Below are 17162 nucleotides of genomic sequence, written 5' to 3' on the forward strand. Positions count from 1 at the left end.
ATGCGCGTATCGCTTAACGAAATACAGGTGATGTGCCGCAAGGCATTCGAAGGCATGGGCTTCGCCCCGGGCGACTGCGAGGATGCCGCCGAACTCGTGGGCTGGTTGCAACTGCAGGGGCTCGATGGCGTGGGGGCACTGGAAAAGGCGTTGCGTTATCTGCAAGCCGAAGCTGCACGGCCATACGCCTTGTGCCATGAGGATAACGCCCTGCTGGTGATCGACGCCAAGGGCCAGAGCGTGTTGCGCTGCGCCGCCACGGTGGTGGAACTGGCGGCAGCCAAGGCCATGCGCTGTGGTCAGGCTGAACTGCGCATACGCCACTGCCACAACCGTTTGCTGTTGCTGGGCTACCTGAGCCGGGCAGCGGTGCAGGGGCTGCACGTGCAAGCACGCTGGGAGGACGCCCGCCAATGCCACCTGGCCGATTTTACCGCCGGCATGCCGCGCCCGGAACTGAGCAGTGAAACCCGGCCCCAGGCCATTGAAGCGGCCGCGCAAGACGTAACGGTGCTGTTCACCCGAGCAGGCCAGACCGCCCAGGCAGTAAGCGACCCGCAGCGCACACTGCAGCAAGGTTTTACCGTCAACGAACATACCTGGCAAAGGCTCAGGCAGCTGGCCGAACACATCCTTGTCGAGAGCACCGAAGCCTCACGCCGCCACGGTGCAGGCGGCGGCAGCGACGCCGACTGAACACCCTTGCCACTGAGGAAACAACCCATGAAGCATGCAATAAAGACCGAGCTGTTCGCCTCCAGGGCGCCACTGGAATGGGCGGTCGTCGGCAACGGTACGTTGTACACGGCCCAGATCCCAATCGATACGCAGGGCCAGGTGGTTGCCGGCGGCATCGAGGCCCAGGCCCGCCAGACACTGGACAACCTGCGCCACACCCTGGAAGCCGCTGGCAGCTCGCTGGATGCCGTGACTCAGGTACTGATCTACGTGACCGACCGCCGCTATCTGGCAACTGTAAATGCCGTGTACGCCGAGTATTTCCAGGCACCCTACCCCAACCGCGCGGCCGTCGTGGTGGCGGGCCTCGCCCGGGAAGAAATGCTGGTGGAGCTGGTGGTCTACGCCTGCCTCTGAGGGCCTGAAGGCGCTCGCCTGGCGATATTCAGCGTGTGTTCAATCGGGTGCCGCCCGCGCGGCACTCGATGCATGCCCCCTTCCCCCCAAGTCATGCACCCGGACTATTCCCTTTTTCTGCCGCCGGGCACCGGCTTGCGCCCCATTTCGGTTCAAAACCCGCGCCCGGATCAAAAGCGCCCTTTTTTGATGCGCCGGCCCTTGCGGCCAGGCAGCACACATCGGGTGTGCCCCTCACATTTCCTGCATCGCCAGAACCGCCAGGGGTATGCGGCACTTTTATTGCAAAGACTGGTTGTACTCAACGCACAGGCAATCTACCGAAACCGAGGTTAACGCGAGACACAGCTCCCACTTACCCCAGCAAGGCAGCACCCTGAAAGACGCAGATGAACCGCAATGAAGCTGCCGGCAACGGCGGCAAGGAGTGGGTATGTCCCGGGCTTTTTTCAATGAAATGTACGAAGCGAACGGCACTTGCCGCCCGCATTACCAGGAGTTCGCCCGCTGGCTGGCCAACACCCCGCTGGAGTTGCTGGAACAGCGCCGACGCGAGGCCGACCTGCTGTTTCACCGCGCTGGCATCACCTTCACCTTGTACGGCGACAAGCAGGATACCGAGCGCCTGATCCCCTTCGATATCATCCCGCGCAGCATCCGCGCCAGCGAATGGCGCACGGTCGAGCGTGGCTGCATTCAACGGGTACAGGCGCTGAACCTGTTCCTGCAGGACATCTACCACGACCAGCGCATTCTCAAGGCCGGCATCATCCCGCCAGAGCAAGTGCTGGCCAACGAGGGCTACCAGATCGCCATGCAGGGCCTGGACCTTCACCGTGGGCTGTATGCGCATATTGCCGGTGTCGACCTGGTACGTGACGGCGATGGCAGCTACTTCGTGCTGGAAGACAACCTGCGTACCCCCAGCGGCGTCAGCTACATGCTCGAAGACCGCAAGATGATGATGCGCCTGTTCCCCGAACTGTTTGCCGCCCAGCGCATCGCGCCCATCGATCACTACCCCAACCTGCTGCTGGACACGCTCAAGAGCGCCAGCCCATTGGACAACCCTACCGCGGTGCTGCTCACGCCCGGCCGTTTCAACAGCGCCTATTTCGAGCATGCTTTCCTGGCCCGGGAAATGGGCATCGAGCTGGTCGAAGGCGCCGACCTGTTCGTACGTGATGAGCATGTGTACATGCGCACCACGGCCGGCCCCCACCAGGTGGACGTGATCTATCGTCGCCTGGACGACGACTACCTCGACCCGCTGTCCTTCAACCCTGACTCGATGCTGGGCGTGCCGGGGCTGATCTCGGTTTACCGCGCCGGCAATGTGGTACTGGCCAACGCCGTCGGCACTGGCGTGGCCGATGACAAATCCATCTACCCCTTTGTCGACGACATGATCCGCTTTTACCTGAGCGAAGAACCGATCCTGAACAACGTGCCGACCTGGCAGTGCCGCAAGCCGGCGGACCTGTCCCATGTACTGGCCCACCTGCCCGAACTGGTGGTCAAGGAAACCCAAGGTTCCGGCGGCTATGGCATGTTGGTCGGGCCCGCCTCGACCAAAGCCCAGATCGAGGACTTCCGCGCGCGCATCAAAGCCCGCCCGCACGCCTATATCGCTCAACCGACGCTGTGCCTGTCAACCTGCCCGACCTTCGTCGACAGCGGCATCGCACCGCGTCACATCGACCTGCGCCCGTTCGTGTTGTCGGGCAGTGAAACCCGCCTGGTGCCCGGTGGCCTGACGCGCGTGGCGCTCAAGGAAGGCTCGCTGGTGGTCAACTCGTCGCAAGGCGGCGGTACCAAGGACACCTGGGTGGTGGAGGACTGAGCCATGCTTTCGCGAACCGCTTCCGACCTGTACTGGATGTCCCGCTACCTGGAGCGTGCAGAAAACCTCGCGCGCATGCTCGAGGTCAGCTACTCGCTGTCGCTGATGCCCCAGGCCGGGCGCAGCGACGGCCATGCCGAACTGGCAATGTCGCTGATGGCCTCGGGCATGCTGGACGACTACCTGCGTCGGCACAATGAACTCGACACCGAGCGCATGCTGCACTTCTTCGCCCTCGACGCCACCAACCCCAGCAGCATCTATTGCTGCCTGCAGGCCGCCAGGACCAATGCCCATGCAGTGCGCGGCCGTATCACCGCCGACATGTGGGAGAACATCAACGCCACCTGGATCGAAATGCGCAACATTGCCAGCAACGGCCTGGGTCGCTATGGCATCAGCCAGTTCTGCGACTGGGTAAAGGAACGGTCGCACCTGTTCCGCGGTGCGACCTCCGGCACCATCATGCGCAACGATGCCTACAGCTTCATTCGCCTGGGGACCTTCCTGGAGCGGGCGGACAACACCCTGCGCCTGCTCGATTCGCGCTATGAAATGTTCGGCGAGGCCTCCGAAGAGGTCAGCGACGACTCCGCCCGCGGTTATTACCAATGGAGCGCCCTGCTGCGCGCGCTGACCTCGTATGAGGCCTTCAACGAGCTCTATCGCGCCGCGCCCAGTGCCCGGCCGGTGTCCGAGCTGCTGCTGTTGCGGGTGGACGTGCCGCGCTCGCTGCATGCCTGCATCGAGGAACTGGACCTGATCCTGGCGGGCCTGCCGGGCAGTACCGGGCGTGCCGCCCAGCGCATGGCCGCCGAACTGAACGCGCGCCTGCGCTACACCGCCATCGACGAAATCCTTGATGCAGGGTTGCACCCCTGGCTAAGCGACTTCATCGGCCGCATCAACCAACTGGGCCAGGCCGTCCATCACTCCTACCTGGAGGTTGTATGAAACTGTCCATTCGCCACGACACAACCTATAGCTACGCCAGCGACGTGTGCAACAGTATCCAGTTCCTGCGCCTGACGCCGCGCAGCAGCGAACGCCAGCGTATCAATCAATGGCAACTGGACCTGCCCTGCAAGGTCAAGGGCCAGATCGACCCTTACGGCAACATCCTGCATGTGCTGACACTGGACAAACCCCATGGCCATCTGGCGCTTACCGCACACGGCCAGGTCGAGATCGACCCGGATTGCGAGCACGAAACCGAGAGCCAGTCTCCCCTGCCGTTCCTGCGCGGTAGCCACCTGACGCTGGCCGACAACACCCTGATTGCTTTCGCCGCCCGGCATTGTGGCAGTCACCGCGACCGGGCAGCACTGATCGGGCTGATGCAAGGCCTGGCCGAGCACATGCCCTACAGCCCTGGGGCCACGTCGGTGGGCACCACGGCCATCGAAGCCTTCAACGGTGGCGCAGGCGTGTGTCAGGACCACACTCACGCCTTCCTGGCCTGCGCACGCAGCCTGGGGGTGCCGGCACGCTATGTGTCCGGCTACCTGTGCACCGAGGACGAACAACACCTGGCCAGCCACGCCTGGGCCGAAGCCTGGGTCGATGAAGCCTGGTACAGCTTCGACATTACCAACCGCCTGACCCGGCCAGAGCGTCACCTGAAGCTGGCGGTGGGCCTGGACTACCTCGATGCCTGTCCGGTCAGGGGCGTACGCCGCGGCGGCGGCGCCGAATCGATGCAGGCCAGCGTCCACGTGCATCGCCAGTGACAGGCTGGCGTCAGACCGGTCTTGCCGCGCGAGTGCGGCAAGACCCTTCCACACGCAACACAAGGGAAACCGCATGACTTACTGTGTCGCCATGCACCTGGAGGACGGGCTTGTCTTCATCAGCGACTCACGCACCAACGCCGGCATCGACCAGATCTCCACGTTCACCAAGTTGTTCGTCTTCAGCGTCCCGGGCGAGCGGCTGATCGTGCTGCAGACCGCTGGCAATCTGGCAACCTCACAGTCGGTGGTAAACCTGCTGCAGCAACGCACCCAGGGCAACGGCCCCCACCTGCTGAACGTTGCCACGCTCTACGATGCAACGGTGCTGGTCGCCGACACCCTGCGCGAGGTGGTCAAAAGAGACCGCAGCAAGCTCACGGCCGATATCGACCTTAGCAGTTCATTCATCGTCGGCGGCCAGATAGCCGGCGGCCCCATGGCCATCTACAACGTGTATGCACAAGGCAATTTCTTCCAGGCCACACCGGACACTCCGTTTCTGCAGCTGGGTGAAAGCAAGTACGGCAGGCCAATACTCGACCGCAACCTGGATTACCGCACGCCGCTCGATGAAGCGCTGCGCTGCGGCCTGATTTCGTTTGACTCCACCATCCGCAGCAACCTGTCGGTGGGCATGCCGCTGGACTTGCTGGTGTACCGCAACAACAGCCTGGAAAGCATAACGCGCAAGCGCATTACCAGCGACGATGCCTATTACCAGCAGATTCGCAGGCAGTGGAGCGACGGCTTGAAAACCCTGCTGGCCGAACTGCCAGCGCCGCCTTATGGCTGAGTAAGCGAACTGTCCAGATCCTCTGGTGCCTGGACAGGCACTTTCGCGGCCTGGCCCGTGCCCACAGGTACTGTGCAAGCCTTGAAGGCGGTGATGGCCTGTGGGAGCGGGCGAGCCCGCGAACAGGCCGGTACAGGCAACACCTCAGTAAAACCAATGTGTAATGTTCGAAACTCCGTGGGTTATCCTGCGCCTTCCCCCCCTGTCACGAGCCTGTCATGTCGTGCGCTGCTACACCGGTGCCAATCCACCGCGCCGACCAGACTCCCGCAATGCCGCCCCATGCCATGCATGACATGGGCTCACCTATGGGGTGAGGAGTGATCGTTTGAGTCGATCAAATCGCTGAAATCTAATGGGTGCAAACCAACAAGAAGCTCGCACGGAAGCGATCAGCGATAGAGAAAACCACACGATGACTCCAACGTTCTCATTACTCGTCCTGGGCACCGCGATACTCCTGATCGTCGTCATGATCAGCAAACTCAAAGTACACCCGTTTCTGGCCTTGATGGCCGCAAGCCTGGTGGTCGGTGTCGGCACCGGCATGGCGCCTACGGCAATCGTGGCGGCATTCGAGAAAGGCATGGGCAGCACGCTGGGCTTTCTTGCCGGCATCATCGGCCTGGGCAGTATCCTCGGCAAACTGCTGGAGGAATCCGGAGGCGCCAGGCGCATCGCCACCACACTGCTGAACAGGCTGGGGGAACGCAATGCCTCGTGGGCAATGATGCTCGTCGGCTTTATCGCCGGCATCCCGGTATTCTTCGAAGTCGGCTTCGTCCTGCTGATTCCGTTGATCTACGTGGTTGCACGGCAAACCCGCATCAGCATGCTGTACCTCGGCGTGCCGCTGGCCACCTCGCTGATGGTGGTGCACTGCATTCTCCCGCCACACCCGGCCGCCACAGCCATCACCGGCATGCTCAATGCGGATATCGGTACGGTCATCCTGTACGGCCTGATCGTTGGCCTGCCGACCGCTATCATCGCGGGCCCGGTGTGGGTTCGCCTCACCTGTAACCGTGAAGCCGGCGAATCCCAGCAGGCCTTCCTGTCTGCGCGCACGGTGGCTCAAGCAGAAGAGCAGGCAATGCCCGCGTTCGGCATCACACTCACCACCGTACTGCTGCCACTGGTGTTGATGGTCGGCAAAACGTTGGCCGTCACGGTCCTGGACAAGGGCTCTGCGCTGTACGAGTGGGTGGCCTTCCTGGGCAGCCCACTGATTGCCCTGACGCTGTCGGTGGTGTTCGCCTACTGGGCACTGGGCTTGCGCCGCGGCCTGGATATGGCAGACCTGCTGAACCTGACCCAGCGCTGTTTCCCTCCCCTGGCCGGCATTCTGCTGATCATCGGTGCCGGCGGTGCCTTCAATGACATGCTCGTGGGCAGCGGCATCGGCAAGGCACTGGCCGATGTGCTGAACCAGACGCAGCTCAACCCGATCATCCTCGCCTGGTTGATCGCCGGGATCATGCACTTTGCCGTCGGCTCGGCCACCGTCGCGATGATCAGCGCGGCCGGCATGGTGATGCCAATCCTTGGCCAGCACCCGGAATACAACCGGGAAATCCTGGTGATCGCCATCGGCGCCGGCGCCATCGGCTGGACCCACATCACCGACTCGGCGTTCTGGGTGGTGAAGGAGTACCTGGGCCTTTCCCTGAGTGATGCACTGAAGAAGTTCACTGCCGCTACAGTGCTGGCCTCGGTAGTCGCCTTGTGCCTGACCCTGCTCCTTTCGAAGATTGTCTGATCTACTCTGCACATACCGCACTACAGGTGAAATCATGATTCACGGAAAAACCCTGGAAGCCTGGCAACAAAGCCACCCGATCATCGCCGAGCTGGTGGCCCTGAAGCCAACCAGCTGGTTCAACCCTGGCATCGCCAAGGCTGCAGAAGCCCTGCACGACGTGGGCCTGACGGCGGCCGACGTGCAAGTCACCAGCGCGCGACTGCAGCGGTTCGCGCCTTACCTGGCCACCGTGTTCCCCGAGACGGCAGCCGCCGGCGGGGTCATCGAGTCGCACATCACCCCGCTGCCACAGCTGCGGCAGCTGCTTGTCGAGGAGGGATCGCTGCAGAACGCAGGCAGCCTGTGGCTCAAGGCGGACAGCGACTTGCCTATCTCCGGCTCGATCAAAGCCCGGGGCGGCATCCATGAGGTGCTCAAGCACGCCGAGGACCTGGCCCTGTCTGCCGGCTTGATCACGCCAGCGGATGACTACACCAAACTGGCGAGCGACCAGGCCCGCGCATTCTTCAGCCAGTACACGATCGCCGTGGGCTCAACCGGCAACCTGGGGCTGTCGATTGGCATCATGAGCGCCAAGCTGGGCTTCCAGGTGAGCGTGCACATGTCGTCTGACGCCAGGCAATGGAAGAAGGACAAGCTGCGGGCCAACGGCGTCACGGTGGTCGAACACGCCTCCGACTACAGCGTGGCGGTCGAGCAAGGCCGCCAGCAGGCGGCATCCGACCCCAGCTGTTACTTTGTCGACGACGAAAACTCCCCGCAGCTGTTTCTCGGCTATGCCGTGGCCGCCGAACGGTTGGCGCGGCAATTCGACCAGGCGGGCATCCAGGTTAACGCAGATCATCCATTGTTCGTGTACCTGCCGTGCGGCGTAGGGGGCGGCCCAGGCGGTGTTGCGTTCGGGCTGAAGCTGGTATTCGGCGATGCGGTGCACTGCATCTTTGCCGAGCCCACCCATTCCCCCTGCATGCTGCTGGGTGTCTATACCGGCCTGCACGATGAAACCAGCGTGCAGGACTTCGGCATCGACAACATCACCGCCGCCGACGGCCTGGCGGTCGGGCGCCCATCAGGGTTTGTCGGCAAAGCCATGCAGCGCCTGATCGATGGTTACTACACCGTGACCGACGAAGAACTGTACCGCTTGATGGTCATCGCCCATGAGCAGGACAAGGTCAAACTGGAACCCTCTGCCCTGGCCGGCGTACCCGGTATGCTGCGGGTGCTGCAAGCAGGCGATTACCTGGCTCGCCAGGGTTTCACCCCAACCCAGCTGCAGCAGGCTACACACCTCGTCTGGGGGACGGGTGGCAGCATGGTGCCGGACGATGAATTCAACGCCTATCTGGCGAAAGGGCGCAGCCTGCAGGCAAACGTGTAACCGCAATCAGCTAACGGCGCAGGAAGGATTGATCAATGAAAAAGCCCGGCGGCGGCGCCGTGAAACTCAATGGCTCGCACCTGGGCAGCCTGCATGTCTTTCTGGTGGCGGCACGCCACTTGAGCTTCTCGCGCGCCGCCGATGAGCTGTGCCTGACGGCCAGTGCCGTGAGTCACCGCATCAATCGCCTGGAGGATGAGCTGGCGCTCAAGCTGTTCCACCGCATGCCGCGCAAGGTCAGCCTCACCGAAGACGGCGAGCGCCTGTTCGCGGTCATGCAACGGACCATGGATGAGTTAAGCGAGGCCGTGCAGGAACGTGCTCACGCCGAAATCGCCGGCCAGTTGACGTTGTATGTGCGCCCGTCAGTCGCACAATGCTGGCTGGTGCCGCGGCTGGCGCAGTTCACCGCCCGCTACCCTGATATCCAGCTGGATATCAGGGTGGGCAACGAGAGCATCGATTACCGCACCCGCAAGATCGACCTGGTCCTGTGTTATTCGGATGGCCATCACCCGGGGTTGCAGAGCATCCACTTGATGGACGAGCGGATCGCCCCGGTGTGCTCCCCCCGTTACGCAGAAACCCATGCATTGACCGGTGACCTGCACCCGCTGGATCATTGCACCGCCTTGCATGACGTAGCGGCCTGGGACAACGCTGCATTCGATGCAGAATGGCAGCTCTGGGCCAACACCACAGGTGCGGGTATCAGCCTCCCGCGCCGATTCCTCACATTCGATCGCTCCGACCTGTGCACGCTCGCCGCGCTGAATCACGTAGGCATCGCCATTGGCCGCGAACAGCTGGTCAAGGATCGCATTGCACAGGGTGAACTGGTCCTACCGTTCGGTGGGTTCGTCAACACCCCCAACCATGGTTATTACCTGGTCTACCCGCACCATGACCCGATGCCCAAACGCCTGCAGGTGTTGATCGACTGGCTCGTGGAATGTGCCCACTCATCCAGTGCAAGTCATTGAGCGACTCAACCTGTTCAGCAGGTCAGCCAGCGCGTCAACGGGTCTCAGCGTTCGCTGGGCGGGGCCGTATCAAGGCCTACCCCAGTAACTGGCTCAGCACCGCCCGTAACTTGCCCGGTTTGACCGGTTTGTTCAGCAATGGCGCGCCTAGCTTCTGCAATGATCGCCGGCACTGGTCACTACGATCTGCGGTGATGATCACGGCAGGAATGGCACTGGCAAAGTGTTCGCGCAAGTGCCTGACCACCTCACATCCGACCACGCCGTGGTCCAGGTGAAAGTCCGCCAGGATCAGTTCCGGTGCCTGCCCCTGCAGCGCCAGCAAAGCCGCCTCCTGATCGGTAGCGGTGACCACCTCGCAGCCCCACTGCCCAAGCAGAGCCCCCATGCTCTGGAGAATGCTCACTTCGTTATCCAACACCAACAAGCGGCGGCCCGGCAATGGATTGCCGGCACTTGGCTGCAGCAATGCCTGATAAACGGCCTGCGGCAGCTGCTCGCCAATCGGGACCTCGATGCTGAACACCGAACCACGCCCCGGCCACGAACGTACCTCAATCCGGTAACCGAGAATCTTGGCGATCCGCTCGACGATGGCCAGCCCCAGGCCAACGCCCTTGCGATCCGCTGCGCGGCCAACGTCCAGCTGGTTGAACTCGAGAAATATGGCCTGCAGCCGATCCTGCGCTATGCCCCGCCCGGTATCCCACACCTCCAGCCGCAAATGACCACCGCGGCGCCTCGCCCCCAGCAAGATCCGGCCTTCGTCGGTGTAGCGGCAGGCGTTGCTGAGGAAGTTGCGCAGGATACGGGTCATCAGTCGCAGGTCAGTGCTGATGGCACAGTCCGGGATGCGCGCATGCAGCTTCAGGCCCGCCGCATCGGCCACTGAGCTGAACTCCGAGACCAGCGGCGCGAACAGCTCGTCCAGGCGGTACACGGCCACATCCGGCTTTACCGCCGCCTGGTCGAGCCGGGAAATGTCCAGCAGGTCGGTCAGCAGGTCTTCCGCGCCCTCCAGGGCCTGGTGGGTCCGCTCCACCAGCACATGCTCGGCCTCTGGCAATGGCCGCTCGCGCAAGGTCGAGATCAGCAAACGGGCGGCGTTCAGCGGTTGCAGCAGGTCATGGCTGGCGGCGGCGAGGTATTTGTCCTTGCTGCGGTTGGCAGCTTCAGCAGCATCGCGCGCCTCCAGCAATTCATCGGTACGCGCAGCGACCCGTTGCTCCAGTTCGTCATTGAGCTGTTGCAGGCGTTGCTGGGCCAGCTTGCGTTCGGTGATGTCGGCGACGAACCCCTCCACCAGCCCTTCATGGCCGGGTTTGAGCAGCAGGTTCATGAGCACATCGAGATGGCTGCCGTCCTTGCGCCGCAGACGGGTTTCGTAGCCGTGCAGGCTGTGCTCACGGGCGAGCACTGCGGTAATGGCCTGTAACTCCTCGGCACCGCCGTCAAACAGGTTGGCGGCCAGGTCCGTCAGGGAAAACAGCACCGATTGCGGGTCGTCATAGCCGAGCATGCGCGCCAGCGCCGGGTTGGCGGCACGCATGCCGTCCTGAAGGCTGGCCTGGAAAATACCGTGCACGGCGTTTTCGAACAGCCATTTGTAACGGTTGCGTTCGGCTTCCAGTTCGTCCAGGCGGGCGGACAGCTCCGGGTAATGGCTTTTGCGCGCCGAGTGGTCACCCAGCCCCAGCAGCCCGGCCAACGCCCGCTGCTGCTCGTCAGAGGGCCTCGCCATAAACGACCTCGACATCACGCTGGCTCGACGCACGGGGGTTGGTGAGGATGCACGGGTCATCCATCGCATGTTGCGACAGGAACGGAATGTCCGCGGTGCGCACCCCGTGCAGGCCCAGGGTTTCATGGAAGCCGATGGCACGCTTCAGGGCAATCAGGTGCTCTACCAACCGACCGCAGATCTGCCGGTGATTGAGACCGCGGCAGTCGATACCAAACACTTCGGCGATCACTTTGAAACGCTCCGGCGCCGAGCTGTAGTTGAACGCCACCACGTGCTCCACCAGCACCGCGTTGCACAAGCCATGGGGCAAGTCGAGGAAGCCGCCCAGGCTGTGCGACATGGCGTGCACTGCGCCTAGGATCGCATTGGAGAACGCCAGCCCCGCCTGCATGCTGCCGAGCATGATCTTTTCACGCAGTGCAATATCGGTGGGGTTGGCGATCATCTCCACCAGGTTGCCATTGATCAGGCGCATGGCTTCCAGCGCATGGGGATCGGTCAGCGGCCCGTGGCCGGTAGACACGAAGGCCTCGATGGCATGCACCAACGCATCGATGCCGGTACAGGCCGACAGGAACGGGTCCATGCTCAGGGTGGTCTGCGGGTCGATCAGCGACACGTCCGGCACCACCGCCTTGCTGACGATGGAGAACTTCATGCGTTCCTGCTGGTTGGAAATGATCACGAACTGCGACACGTCCGCCGAGGTGCCGGCGGTGGTCGGAATCAGGATCAGCGGCGGGCTGGGCACGCGGATCATGTCCACGCCTTCGAATTCGAGGATGCTGCGCCCATGGGCAACCACGATACCGATGGCCTTGCCGCAATCCATCGGGCTGCCGCCACCGACGGCGACGATCACGTCACAGTGGTTCTGCCGATAGATTTCGGCGCCGAGCATCACCTCTTCGACCCGCGGGTTGGGTGACACCGCTGTGTACAGGCAGTAGTCGATACCCTGGGCCTGCAGGCTGGCCTCCACATCCGCCACCCAGCCGGCCGCGATCACGCCAGGGTCGCTGACCACCAGTACCTTGCGCGCACCGAAGGTTTTGGCGTAATTGGCCACATTGTGCCGGCAGCCGGCACCAAAGATGATTTCAGGCGATACGAACTTGCGAAGGGGGCTGAAACTCTGGCTCATTGGTAAGCCTGTTCTTATTGTTCTGGAAGATAACCGCCAGCGTAAAGCATCCCACCACGAAAGCAACCAGACCAAAGCGGGGCTACCGGTCATTCTATCCAGGATTTGGCGCGGGCCACCTCCAGAAACGCCAGTACGTCCTCTTCGAGCCCCGGTACATCGGGGAAGCGTTGTGCCAGGCGGTCGATGACCGTTGCCACCGTACTGTGGCCGTCCAGCAGCGCCAGGACCCAGCCGGCACTGGCATTGAGCTCGATGATGCCCCCGGCGTACAACAGCACGTGGCAAGCCTTCTGTGGCTCCCAGTCCAGGCGCAAGCCTCGCCCCAAGGCAAGGGCCTGCTGGCGATCGATGAGGTTCACAGGCGCATACTCCAGGAGGATCCGGCCACCGTGGCGATGGCCGGGCCGTCATCAACGGTTGGCGAAATACATCGTCACTTCGAAGCCAATGCGCAGGTCGGTATAGGCGGGTTTAGTCCACATAGGGCAAGTCCTCTTCTTGTGCCGGAGGATTCCGGTAGAAGCATTAATGCACGGGGGCGGACCGGACCGAATGCTACTTTGGAACGAGCTGGCGGGGTGCGTTGGTACGGGTAGGCCGTTACGTGTGCCGGCCTCTTCGCGGGCAAACCAGCGCCCACAGGTTCTGCACCGGTTCTGGAACCAGCGGTGAACCTGTGGGGGCGGGCGAGCCCGCGAAGGCCGCGACGCGGTTTAGAAGAAGCCCAGCGGATTGATGTCGTAGCTCACCAGCAAGTTCTTGGTCTGCTGATAATGGTCAAGCATCATCTTGTGGGTCTCACGGCCAACACCGGACTTCTTGTACCCCCCGAACGCCGCATGCGCCGGGTACAGGTGGTAGCAGTTGGTCCACACTCGCCCGGCCTTGATCCCGCGGCCCATGCGGTAAGCGCGGTTGATGTCGCGGGTCCACAGGCCGGCGCCCAGGCCGAATTCACTGTCGTTGGCGATCGCCAGCGCTTCGGCTTCGTCCTTGAAGGTGGTCACGCCCACCACTGGCCCGAAGATTTCTTCCTGGAACACGCGCATGTTGTTGTTGCCCTTGAGCAGGGTTGGCTGAATGTAGTAACCGCTGGCCAGGTCACCCTGCAGCCGCTCGGCACCACCGCCGGTGAGCAGCTGCGCGCCCTCCTCCCGGGCAATCTCCAGGTACGAAAGGATCTTGTCGTACTGTTGCTCGGACGCCTGGGCACCCACCATGGTTTCGGTATCCAGCGGGTTGCCGCGGGTGATCTTGGCGATCTTCTTCATCACCTCGGCCATGAACGGTTCGTAGATCGACTCCTGGATCAGCGCACGTGACGGGCAGGTGCACACCTCGCCCTGGTTGAAGAACGCCAGCACCAGGCCTTCGGCAGCCTTCTCGATGAACGCCGGCTCGGCCTGCATGATGTCTTCGAAGAAAATGTTCGGCGACTTACCACCCAGTTCGACGGTGGACGGGATGATGTTCTCGGCCGCGCACTTCATGATGTGCGAGCCCACCGGGGTGGACCCGGTGAACGCGATCTTGGCAATGCGCTTGCTGGTGGCCAGCGCCTCGCCGGCCTCACGGCCAAAGCCCTGGACGATGTTCAGTACGCCTGCCGGCAACAGGTCGGCGATCAGTTCGGCAAAGACGGTAATCGACAGCGGCGTCTGCTCCGCGGGCTTGAGCACCACGCAGTTGCCAGCGGCCAAGGCCGGGGCGAGCTTCCAGGCGGCCATCAGCAGCGGGAAGTTCCACGGGATGATCTGCCCCACCACACCCAGCGGCTCGTGGATGTGATAAGCCACGGTACCTTCGTTGATTTCGCCTACGCCACCCTCCTGGGCGCGGATGCAACCGGCAAAATAGCGGAAGTGGTCCGCTGCCAGCGGCACGTCGGCATTCAAGGTTTCGCGTATGGCCTTGCCGTTGTCCCAGCTTTCGGTAACCGCCAGCACTTCCAGGTTCTGTTCGATGCGGTCGGCAATTTTGAGCAGTACCCGCGCACGGTCTTGCACCGAGGTCTTGCCCCAGGCTTCGGCGGCGGCATGCGCGGCGTCCAGGGCGCGCTCGACGTCCTGGGCCGTGGAGCGCGGGAATTCGGCAATCGGCTGGCCATTGACCGGCGAGCTGTTGGTGAAGTACTGGCCAGCCAACGGCTGCACGAACTCGCCACCGATGAAGTTGCCATAACGGGGTTTGAAGGATACGACGGCGCCTGGAGTTCCGGGTTGTGCGTAGATCATGCTGAGCCTCTGCGGGTCGGTGCCTGTCCCACGACAGGCGATGCACCGATGGTAAGAAGCCCCGCGTGCCGGGCGAATGCATCGTTGGCAGCGGGGCTCTCGTCATTTGGTAGTAGGGCCGCTTGCCACCGATCAGCGGCAACAAGCGGCAGTAGGCAGGCGTTATGGCTTGGCGCTTGCCGTTTGCTGCAACTGCTTGGGCAACTTGAAGGTCCAGAGCATGCCGCCCTGGTTGAAGTCCTTGACCCGTTTGGCCACTTCGCCGCCCCACAGCGGCACCGCGCCGCCCCAGCCGGAGACCACCGAAACGTATTGCTCGCCGTCCATTTCCCAGGTGACGGGCGAGCCAAGCACGCCTGAGCCGGTCTGGAATTCCCAGACCTTGTCGCCGGTCTTGGCGTTGAATGCCTGCAGGAAGCCCTCTGGCGTGCCCGTGAACACCAGGTTGCCCTTGGTGGTCAGCACACCGCCCCACAGCGGCGCGTAGTTCTTGTGGCGCCACACTTCCTTGCCGCTGATCGGGTCGATGGCGCGCAGCACGCCGATGTAGTCTTCATTGAGCGGCTTGATGGTGAAACCGGCGCCGAGGAACGCCGCACCTTTCTTGTAGGCGATGCCTTCGTTCCAGATGTCCATGCCCCACTCGTTGGACGGCACGTAGAACAGCCCTGTGTCCTTGTTGTAGGCCATCGGCATCCAGTTCTTGGCGCCGAGGAAGGCCGGCGCGACGAACACCGAGCTGCCCTTGGCCTCGCTGCCGGGGGCACCCGGGCGGCTGGCGTCGTTGTAGATCGGCCGGCCGTCCTTGTCCAGGCCCGTGGCCCAGGTGATCTTGTCAACGAAGGGGAAGCCGCGGATGAACTTGCCGTTGGTGCGATCGAGCACGTAGAAGAAACCGTTGCGGTCGGCCGTGGCGGCAGCCTTGACCTCCTTGCCGCCGTCCTTGTAGTTGAACGAGATCAGCTCGTTGACGCCGTCGAAGTCCCAGCCGTCATGCGGCGTGCTCTGGAAGTGCCACTTGATGGTGCCGTCGTCAGGGTTCAGCGCCAGGCGTGAGGAGGAGTACAGGTTGTCACCGGGGCGCAGGTGCGAGTTCCACGGGGCCGGGTTACCGGTACCAAACAGGATCAGGTTGGTTTCCGGGTCGTAGTAACCACCCAGCCACGGCGCGGCGCCGCCGGTCTTCCACAGGTCGCCAGGCCAGGTCTTGCCCGCCTCACCGCCGGAAATACCGTTCTCGATCGCCTTGCCGTCCTTGTACACATAGCCCATGTGCCCTTCCACGGTGGGGCGCATCCACAGCAGCTCGCCGTTCTCCGGGTTGTACGCCTGGATCTTGCCCACCACGCCGAACTCGCCGCCGGCAACGCCGGTAATCAGCTTGCCATTGACGATCATCGGCGCGGCACTGATGGAGTAGCCTTCTTTGTGGTCGGCAACCTTCTTGCTCCAGACCACCTTGCCGGTGTCCTTGTTCAGGGCCACCAGCTTGGCGTCCAGCGTGCCGAAGAACACCAGGTTGCCGTACAGTGCGACGCCGCGGTTGATCACGTCGCAGCAAGGGCGGATGTCATCCGGCAGACGTGCATCGTATTGCCACAGTTTCTTGCCGGTGCGGGCGTCCACGGCGAACACCCGCGAGTAGGAGCCGGTCAGGTACATCACCCCGTCCTTGATCAGCGGCTGGGCCTGCTGGCCGCGCTGCTTCTCCCCGCCGAAGGAAAACGCCCAGACCGGGCGCAGCTCCTTGACGTTATTGACGTTGAGCAGGTCCAGCGGGCTGTAGCGCTGGCCCTGGACGCCCAGGCCATTGGTCACGATCTGCTGCGGGTTCTTCGGGTCCTGGAGGATTTCTTCATTGCTGACAGCGGCGTGCGCCGCGCCGGCAAGCAGCATGGCGCTGAGCACCAGGCTCACGGCGAACAAGGGGCGACGTGGGGATCGGGTCATGACGGCTACCTTTGGTTTTTTTGTTGTGCCCGGGAAAATTTCCCGGTGTGCTGGGAATTCTTGGTCCCGACCCGATTGCCAACAATTGCCCGCAGTGCGGAGTTTTCTAGTTCCTTGGTAGGGGCCTGAGTGATGGACGGGGGCAGCCATAGAGCGCGGCACGGACGGCGCAGGGACTCACAGGCACCGTAAATGTCATGGCAAGCGCTGCAACTGCTGGCGCTCGTAACGCGGGTACAGGTGGCTGACACTGCGGATCAGCTCATAACGCGTCAGGCTGATCCCGGCAAACCGTTCGGGAATGGGGCTGCGGATCATCTCGGCCATGTCGTCACCGCGCGCCGCGCCATCACGCATCAGGCCATCGAGCCAGCCCAGGTAGTCACGCATCTGCACGAACGGCTGCGCATCACTGGCCAAAGGGCCATGCCCGGGTACAAGCTGTTTCCAGGGCAGTGCCTGCAGGGTATCCAGGTCCTTGAGCCACACGTCCAGCC

At 62.9% G+C, this 17162-nt stretch carries 15 protein-coding genes and 1 pseudogene; 9 read left to right on the forward strand and 7 right to left on the reverse strand.

What is annotated here, in order from left to right; all coding sequences use genetic code 11:
• The 9 genes from ACK59Z_RS05535 (at position 1) to dsdC (ending at position 9590) form a co-directional block, all read left to right on the forward strand.
• Positions 1–696, forward strand: a complete 696-nt coding sequence (locus tag ACK59Z_RS05535; RefSeq protein ID WP_409292579.1) for a DUF3726 domain-containing protein — start codon at positions 1–3, stop codon at positions 694–696.
• A 27-nt stretch (positions 697–723) separates the two neighbouring features.
• Positions 724–1095: a RidA family protein gene (locus ACK59Z_RS05540; protein WP_003254071.1), complete on the forward strand. Its 372-nt coding sequence runs from the start codon at positions 724–726 to the stop codon at positions 1093–1095.
• Between the two features lie 433 nt (positions 1096–1528).
• Positions 1529–2938 (forward strand): circularly permuted type 2 ATP-grasp protein, encoded by a 1410-nt coding sequence (locus tag ACK59Z_RS05545; RefSeq protein WP_004576482.1) that lies wholly within the window; start codon positions 1529–1531, stop codon positions 2936–2938.
• A gap of 3 nt (positions 2939–2941) precedes the next feature.
• Positions 2942–3892, forward strand: a complete 951-nt coding sequence (locus ACK59Z_RS05550) for an alpha-E domain-containing protein (RefSeq protein ID WP_012052764.1) — start codon at positions 2942–2944, stop codon at positions 3890–3892.
• Positions 3889–4668, forward strand: a complete 780-nt coding sequence (locus ACK59Z_RS05555; RefSeq protein ID WP_004576480.1) for a transglutaminase family protein — start codon at positions 3889–3891, stop codon at positions 4666–4668. The genes ACK59Z_RS05550 and ACK59Z_RS05555 overlap by 4 nt, the downstream gene beginning before the upstream one ends.
• 73 nt (positions 4669–4741) lie before the next feature.
• Positions 4742–5464, forward strand: coding sequence for a proteasome-type protease (locus ACK59Z_RS05560; protein WP_108191623.1), 723 nt, complete (start codon positions 4742–4744; stop codon positions 5462–5464).
• 415 nt (positions 5465–5879) lie between these two features.
• Positions 5880–7223, forward strand: a complete 1344-nt coding sequence (locus ACK59Z_RS05565) for a gluconate:H+ symporter (protein ID WP_019751157.1) — start codon at positions 5880–5882, stop codon at positions 7221–7223.
• A 34-nt stretch (positions 7224–7257) separates the two neighbouring features.
• Positions 7258–8607 (forward strand): D-serine ammonia-lyase, encoded by a 1350-nt coding sequence (locus ACK59Z_RS05570; RefSeq protein WP_409292583.1) that lies wholly within the window; start codon positions 7258–7260, stop codon positions 8605–8607.
• A gap of 35 nt (positions 8608–8642) precedes the next feature.
• On the forward strand, positions 8643–9590 hold the full coding sequence (dsdC, locus tag ACK59Z_RS05575; protein ID WP_108191626.1) for a DNA-binding transcriptional regulator DsdC: 948 nt from the start codon (positions 8643–8645) through the stop codon (positions 9588–9590).
• Between the two features lie 76 nt (positions 9591–9666).
• Here dsdC and ACK59Z_RS05580 read toward each other — a convergent pair whose 3' ends face one another.
• From ACK59Z_RS05580 to ACK59Z_RS05610, 7 genes and pseudogenes are all read right to left on the reverse strand, one after another.
• Positions 9667–11331, reverse strand: coding sequence for a NahK/ErcS family hybrid sensor histidine kinase/response regulator (locus ACK59Z_RS05580; RefSeq protein WP_108191627.1), 1665 nt, complete (start codon positions 11329–11331; stop codon positions 9667–9669).
• Positions 11315–12478: an alcohol dehydrogenase-like regulatory protein ErcA gene (gene ercA / locus ACK59Z_RS05585; RefSeq protein ID WP_003254086.1), complete on the reverse strand. Its 1164-nt coding sequence runs from the start codon at positions 12476–12478 to the stop codon at positions 11315–11317. Before ercA ends, ACK59Z_RS05580 begins: the two co-directional genes overlap by 17 nt.
• A gap of 89 nt (positions 12479–12567) precedes the next feature.
• Positions 12568–12840, reverse strand: coding sequence for a pyrroloquinoline quinone biosynthesis peptide chaperone PqqD (gene pqqD / locus ACK59Z_RS05590; RefSeq protein ID WP_003254087.1), 273 nt, complete (start codon positions 12838–12840; stop codon positions 12568–12570).
• A 51-nt stretch (positions 12841–12891) separates the two neighbouring features.
• A complete protein-coding gene (pqqA, locus tag ACK59Z_RS05595) occupies positions 12892–12963 on the reverse strand; it encodes a pyrroloquinoline quinone precursor peptide PqqA (RefSeq protein WP_003243383.1) in 72 nt (23 codons plus the stop codon).
• A gap of 231 nt (positions 12964–13194) precedes the next feature.
• On the reverse strand, positions 13195–14715 hold the full coding sequence (locus tag ACK59Z_RS05600; protein ID WP_409292586.1) for an aldehyde dehydrogenase family protein: 1521 nt from the start codon (positions 14713–14715) through the stop codon (positions 13195–13197).
• Positions 14716–14877: 162 nt separating this feature from the next.
• Positions 14878–16665, reverse strand: a complete 1788-nt coding sequence (gene pedH, locus ACK59Z_RS05605) for a PQQ-dependent alcohol dehydrogenase PedH (RefSeq protein WP_003254089.1) — start codon at positions 16663–16665, stop codon at positions 14878–14880.
• A gap of 195 nt (positions 16666–16860) precedes the next feature.
• Positions 16861–17162: pseudogene (locus ACK59Z_RS05610) on the reverse strand (MBL fold metallo-hydrolase); the annotation flags it as partial.

This window comes from Pseudomonas sp. KCJK9058, from assembly GCF_046230975.1.
GTDB classification, from domain to species: domain Bacteria; phylum Pseudomonadota; class Gammaproteobacteria; order Pseudomonadales; family Pseudomonadaceae; genus Aquipseudomonas; species Aquipseudomonas alloputida.

Excerpts from the sequence above, each read along its gene's own strand:
- ACK59Z_RS05555 (WP_004576480.1), top strand. The coding sequence starts at position 3,889 with ATGAAACTGTCCATTCGCCACGACACAACCTATAGCTACGCCAGCGAC.
- ACK59Z_RS05560 (WP_108191623.1), top strand. The coding sequence starts at position 4,742 with ATGACTTACTGTGTCGCCATGCACCTGGAGGACGGGCTTGTCTTCATC.
- ACK59Z_RS05600 (WP_409292586.1), bottom strand. The coding sequence starts at position 14,715 with ATGATCTACGCACAACCCGGAACTCCAGGCGCCGTCGTATCCTTCAAA.
- ercA (WP_003254086.1), bottom strand. The coding sequence starts at position 12,478 with ATGAGCCAGAGTTTCAGCCCCCTTCGCAAGTTCGTATCGCCTGAAATC.
- pedH (WP_003254089.1), bottom strand. The coding sequence starts at position 16,665 with ATGACCCGATCCCCACGTCGCCCCTTGTTCGCCGTGAGCCTGGTGCTC.
- ACK59Z_RS05565 (WP_019751157.1), top strand. The coding sequence starts at position 5,880 with ATGACTCCAACGTTCTCATTACTCGTCCTGGGCACCGCGATACTCCTG.
- ACK59Z_RS05535 (WP_409292579.1), top strand. The coding sequence starts at position 1 with ATGCGCGTATCGCTTAACGAAATACAGGTGATGTGCCGCAAGGCATTC.
- dsdC (WP_108191626.1), top strand. The coding sequence starts at position 8,643 with ATGAAAAAGCCCGGCGGCGGCGCCGTGAAACTCAATGGCTCGCACCTG.
- ACK59Z_RS05570 (WP_409292583.1), top strand. The coding sequence starts at position 7,258 with ATGATTCACGGAAAAACCCTGGAAGCCTGGCAACAAAGCCACCCGATC.
- ACK59Z_RS05540 (WP_003254071.1), top strand. The coding sequence starts at position 724 with ATGAAGCATGCAATAAAGACCGAGCTGTTCGCCTCCAGGGCGCCACTG.
- ACK59Z_RS05580 (WP_108191627.1), bottom strand. The coding sequence starts at position 11,331 with ATGGCGAGGCCCTCTGACGAGCAGCAGCGGGCGTTGGCCGGGCTGCTG.
- ACK59Z_RS05550 (WP_012052764.1), top strand. The coding sequence starts at position 2,942 with ATGCTTTCGCGAACCGCTTCCGACCTGTACTGGATGTCCCGCTACCTG.
- ACK59Z_RS05545 (WP_004576482.1), top strand. The coding sequence starts at position 1,529 with ATGTCCCGGGCTTTTTTCAATGAAATGTACGAAGCGAACGGCACTTGC.